Here is a 5,285-nt window from a genome sequence, read left to right as displayed (position 1 = left end):
TTTTTATTTTTTCAACCACTATACATTTACTCCTTTTATATATATAATATCTGTCAGATTGCAATAGAAATAGTTTAACATTATTCGTCCCAAAAAGGAACCATTTCAGGACGAAATTCATATAAATTTAGGATAGGATAGAAAATAGCGATTTCATAGCAAGGAGATTACAGATGTTAATAGGATATATGAGACCCGATCAAGATGATCTAGATTGTAAACATCAGCTTGGAATGTTACAAGAAAAAAAGTGTACGAAGATTATTGCAGAGGCACATGCATCCGCTAAACGGAGAGTTCACCTGGAAGACTTAATAAAAAATCTTAATCAAGGCGATAAAATCATCGTAGTGAAACTTTATACAATAGCAGATTCAACGCGCCATCTTGTTGAAATATTGGAATCAATTGAGCGGAAAGGCGCTTATCTTCAAACGTTTCAAGAGGGAATTGATACAAGCTGTACTGCCGGTTATTCATTTAGCCACATTGTAAAACATCTTGCAACATTTCAAAGTGATGTCATCAGTGAAAAAACAAAGAAAGGTTTGTCAAAGGCGAAGCAAAAGGGTGTTACCGCAGGAAGACCGAGAAAGCCTGATGAAAATGTGCAGCGCGCGATTCAAATGTATGAGAGTAAAAAATATAGTTTAGCAGAAATAAAAAATGAAACCGGGATTAGTAAATCGACGTTGTATAGGTATATGGAGAGTTGAAAATCGGGGGAAATCACTGCATTAAAACAGCAGTGATTTTTTGATCCGTTTCTTTCGATTGTTGCAATTTGTTAAAAGAAAACCACACTGATTTTACTCTTCTTAGTTAAATAAATCTAAAAGCTTTTATACATTGATATTGCTGACATCGACATTTTCCATGACAATAGTATTGTAATCAGGATCTGACGTCATCTTCACTGTTGCAACCTATATGCTTATATGTTAATTTATTCATATATAAGGAATGACTAAGTTTGAACAAGGAGGGAAACATAATGAGACAGCATGAGAAAGAAGCGTCACCGGAACTGGATGAAGAAACGTTACTTACCGTGTCTCAGACATTTAAAGCGCTCGGTGATCCGACAAGAATCCGGATACTGCATTTGCTCTTTCATAAAGAATATGCAGTAAACGGGATTGCTGAGGCATTATCTCTCAGACAGTCAACTGTATCGCATCAACTAAGAACGTTAAAAAACCTGAAGCTTGTAAAATACCGGCGGGAAGGAACAACACTATACTATTCGCACGACGATGAACACGTCATGCTGATGCTTGCGCAAATGATTGATCATGCTTCTCATTGCTGAAGCGTTCATTCCTTAAACAGAAACAGACATAGCCTATATATGAATATATGAGCATATATGTAAATAATAAAAGGAGGCTTTACCATTGGGACATGATCATGATCACGGACATGACCATACGCATGGTGCGAATAAAAAGGCATTAATGATCAGTTTTTTCATTATTAGTGCATACATGATAATTGAAGTTATCGGCGGTTTCATTACAAATAGCCTTGCACTCCTGTCTGACGCAGGGCATATGCTCAGTGATGCTATTTCCTTAGGTGTCGGCGTACTTGCTTTTACGCTGGGGGAAAGGGCAGCGAATTACGGGAAAACATTTGGTTACAAACGGTTTGAAATATTGGCGGCTGTTTTTAACGGTGTCACACTAATCGCTATTTCACTGTATATATTTTACGAAGCGTATAAACGGTTTGCAACCCCGCCTGAAGTTGCTTCAACAGGGATGCTCGTTATCGCTATCATTGGCTTATTAGTAAACATTCTTGTGGCCTGGATATTGATGCGAGGTGGAGACACAGAAGAGAATCTTAATTTAAGAGCTGCTTATTTGCACGTATTAGGTGATTTGCTTGGCTCGGTCGGTGCTATTGTCGCCGCACTGCTTATTTTATTTTTCAACTGGGGATGGGCTGACCCGCTGGCCAGTGTGGTCGTTGCAATCCTTGTGTTGATAAGCGGTTGGCGCGTAACGAAAGATGCTGTTCATGTATTAATGGAAGGCACACCGAAAAATATTGAACTGGATCATGTTATCGATACGATTGAAAACGTCCAGGGGGTATTAAGTATTCATGACTTGCACGTCTGGAGCATCACGAGCGGTCAGAACGCACTTTCCTGCCATGCCATTGTTGATGGCGGTATGACAGTAGATGAAAGCCAGACACTGCTCCGAACGATTGAACATGAATTGAAACAGAGAGGGATCGGACATGTAACGATTCAGCTGGAAGATGCAACACAGCCGCATGAAGATTCAATTATGTGTCAAGTTGGTCAAGACCTTTCCGCACGTCATCACAGTCATAGTCATTAGGGTATGTGAAGGGGCGGGGACCTTTTCACTTCCCTGATGAAAAAAGTGTTTTATTTTCGCATTTTAAATACCTTACAATACCTTACATGGGTATGGTAATATAAATTTGAAGTTAAAAACAAGGAGGCAATTTGAATGGAACAAGTTACATTACAAGTGCAAGGGATGTCTTGCGGAAGTTGCGTCAATTCAATTGAAGGAAGTGTAGGAGAGCTTACAGGTGTTTCATCTGTTAAAGTGGATTTAGGTGAAGGGAAAGTAGACGTAGCGTTTGATTCAAGCGTAATCAGTCTTGATGACATAAAAGATACAATTGAAGAACATGGATATGCCGTAGCGGGGTAAGATGTTACATGTTAACTTTGCCCTGGAGCGCACCACGGTCGTTTATGATCCGGCTAAAACAAATGCGGAAGAATTTGAGAAAAAAGTAGAAGATCTTGGCTACCACGTCGTGCAACAAAAAACAAAGTTTGATATTTCCGGCATGACATGTGCGGCATGTGCAACGAAAATTGAAAAAAGACTGAGCAAGATGGATGGGGTTTCCCGGGCAAATGTCAATTTCGCGCTGGAAACAATTGCAGTATCATTTGACAATTATACGGTGCGGGGGTATGGTGGAGGGAGAGTTAAAATGAGGAGTGATTATTATGGGTGAATATCTTCATGATCATCCGGTAACACCACGGACAGACGACGAGAAACAGGCGGTCATCAACCGGCTGAAACGAATAGAAGGACAAGTACGCGGTATCCAAAAAATGGTGGAAGAAGACCGTTATTGTGCAGACATTTTAGTACAGATCTCAGCGATTAATGCCGCACTGAAAAAAGTAGGCTTCACTGTTACGGAAAGACATACGAAACACTGTGTTGCTCACGCTGTGAAAAAAGGCAATGGCGAAGCAGCGATTGATGAACTGATGGATATTATGAAACATTTTTCAAAATAAGGGAATTTGACATAAATGTAAAAGATTAAGGTCATTCTTAAATCGTTTACATGTATAGCTTAAATATACCAAAAGGACCCCAATCAAAAAGGTCCTTTTGTTTTCAAAAAAACGTTTTACACAATTAAAGGATGGTCATCAACCAGCCGCCAATTGCCCCAGTTAATACAATAACCCAGGATGGCAGTTTCCAGAACACAAGCATGCTGAAGAGAATTGCTGCAAAAGCAAAGTCAATTGGCGCTAAGATCGAACTCGTCCAAATCGGATTATAAAATGCTGCAATCAGAATTCCTACTACAGCAGCGTTCACTCCCATAAGTGCACCTTTCACTTTAGGATTGCGACGTAACGTATTCCAGAAAGGTAGTGTGCCTAAGATAAGCAGGAATGAAGGCAAGAATATAGCGAAAGTTGCTAATAACCCGCCTTGCCAACCATTCATGACCGCTCCAAGATAAGCGGCAAAGGTAAATAAAGGGCCAGGTACAGCCTGAGCAGCACCATAACCGGCCAGGAATGCTTCTTCACTTAACCATCCGGTAGGTACAAATTCACGCTCCAGCAACGGTAACACGACATGACCCCCGCCAAATACTAAAGATCCCGACCGATAAAAGCTGTCAAACATGGCAATCCAATTGAAAGAAATTGCTTCTCTTAACATGGGTAAACCAATAAGTAAGCCGAAAAATAGTGTTAAACACATAACGCCAAATTTGCGTGAAATAGGGAAATGTATTTCCGTTTCATCGCTGGCTTGATGTTGTTGAGATAAAAGGTAACCGACAAATGCAGCTATTAATATGATGCCTACCTGTATAAAAGCAGTTTGCCACAGGAGGGCAACTACTAAGGCAAATATAGCAATTGTTTTTCTCTTTAAATCAGGCGTAAGTTTTTTTGCCATTCCTAATATAGCATGTGCAACTACTGCCACAGCCACTATTTTCAAACCATGTATCCAACCAGCATTCGCAATATCTAATTCCTGTAGGAGGATGGCAAATAGAATAAGTGCGAGTACAGAAGGGAGTGTAAATCCGAGAAAAGAGACAATTCCTCCCAGTGTTCCTGCCCGCATGACGCCAATACCCATTCCAACCTGACTGCTAGCCGGACCGGGTAAGAATTGACATAAAGCTACTAAATCGGCATAACTCTTTTCATCCATCCATTTTCTTCGCCGGATATATTCCTCATGGAAGTAGCCTAAATGAGCGATAGGTCCGCCAAACGAAGTGAAACCGAGTCTGCTTGAGATAAGAAAAATTTCTAATAGGGATCTCAATCTTGTATGTTCTTTATATTTACCCAATATCAATCACCTCAGTCTTTAATTTCTTTAAAAAGTTCATATGCTTTATTTCTTGCCTCAATCAGCACTGTATTTCCTTTTTCAGTGGCTGAATAATACTTTCTGATTTTCCCCTCTACATTTTGTTCATCTTTTATTAAAAGCCCGTCTGCCTCCATGGAGTGCAGGATAGGGTAGAGTGTGCCAGCACTGATGTTATAACCGTGCTCTTCCAGTTCCTCAAGCATCCATGCACCAAAAATAGGGTGTTCTTTCGCATGATGTAAAATGTGTATTTGAATAAAACCTAAAAATAGTTTGCGCAAAATTTTATCTTCCAATCTTATCACCTCTTTTATTTAGAACTTCTATATCGATAACCAATATCGAAATACGATATCAAGAATATAACATTAAATTTATCATTCACCAAGCGTTGGATAATAAGTTTACATAAATTTTACATTTGTGTTCGGCAGAGTAGTGGGTGCTTCCTTCACAAAAAAAGAAATCACCGTTCCATCATAGATGGCGGTGATTTCTCTGTCTAGTGTAGAACGGCTGAATTAAGTCCCCCCACCAAAGTTATCTATAAGATTTGGGATTAACTAAGTGGGTGAGTCAACTTCATAATTCAAAATAGGACAAAAAATCCAGTCTATTAGGTTGTGTGCT

8 protein-coding genes are annotated in these 5,285 nt (G+C 39.7%); 6 read left to right on the top strand and 2 right to left on the bottom strand.

Features of this window, described 5'->3' with window-relative positions:
• The first annotated feature begins 173 nt into the window (after nucleotides 1-173).
• The 6 genes from VK097_RS12860 to VK097_RS12835 all read left to right on the top strand — a co-directional run bounded on the left by VK097_RS12860 (nucleotide 174) and on the right by VK097_RS12835 (nucleotide 3,313).
• Complete coding sequence (locus VK097_RS12860; RefSeq protein ID WP_324212210.1) at nucleotides 174-716, top strand: recombinase family protein; 543 nt, start codon at nucleotides 174-176, stop codon at nucleotides 714-716.
• 278 nt (nucleotides 717-994) lie between these two features.
• Nucleotides 995-1,312, top strand: a complete 318-nt coding sequence (locus VK097_RS12855; protein ID WP_324212209.1) for an ArsR/SmtB family transcription factor — start codon at nucleotides 995-997, stop codon at nucleotides 1,310-1,312.
• A gap of 85 nt (nucleotides 1,313-1,397) precedes the next feature.
• Complete coding sequence (locus VK097_RS12850; RefSeq protein ID WP_324212208.1) at nucleotides 1,398-2,357, top strand: cation diffusion facilitator family transporter; 960 nt, start codon at nucleotides 1,398-1,400, stop codon at nucleotides 2,355-2,357.
• A gap of 135 nt (nucleotides 2,358-2,492) precedes the next feature.
• Nucleotides 2,493-2,702, top strand: coding sequence for a copper chaperone CopZ (gene copZ, locus VK097_RS12845; RefSeq protein ID WP_324212207.1), 210 nt, complete (start codon nucleotides 2,493-2,495; stop codon nucleotides 2,700-2,702).
• A gap of 1 nt (nucleotide 2,703) precedes the next feature.
• Complete coding sequence (locus VK097_RS12840) at nucleotides 2,704-3,018, top strand: cation transporter (RefSeq protein ID WP_414672180.1); 315 nt, start codon at nucleotides 2,704-2,706, stop codon at nucleotides 3,016-3,018.
• Nucleotides 3,011-3,313, top strand: a complete 303-nt coding sequence (locus VK097_RS12835; RefSeq protein ID WP_324212206.1) for a metal-sensing transcriptional repressor — start codon at nucleotides 3,011-3,013, stop codon at nucleotides 3,311-3,313. Before VK097_RS12840 ends, VK097_RS12835 begins: the two co-directional genes overlap by 8 nt.
• 124 nt (nucleotides 3,314-3,437) lie before the next feature.
• Here VK097_RS12835 and VK097_RS12830 read toward each other — a convergent pair whose 3' ends face one another.
• Entirely contained in the window at nucleotides 3,438-4,631 is a 1,194-nt protein-coding gene (locus VK097_RS12830; RefSeq protein ID WP_414672179.1) for a chromate transporter, read from the bottom strand.
• An 11-nt stretch (nucleotides 4,632-4,642) separates the two neighbouring features.
• The gene (locus VK097_RS12825; protein WP_324212205.1) at nucleotides 4,643-4,951 is read right to left on the bottom strand and encodes a PadR family transcriptional regulator; all 309 of its coding nucleotides are present in this window, start codon (nucleotides 4,949-4,951) and stop codon (nucleotides 4,643-4,645) included.
• Nucleotides 4,952-5,285: the final 334 nt, after the last annotated feature.

This window comes from Lentibacillus sp. (assembly GCF_035301675.1).
Lineage (GTDB): Bacteria > Bacillota > Bacilli > Bacillales > Amphibacillaceae > Lentibacillus.
The sequence above is the reverse complement of the archived record's forward strand: the minus strand, read 5'-3'. Positions and strand labels throughout refer to the sequence as shown.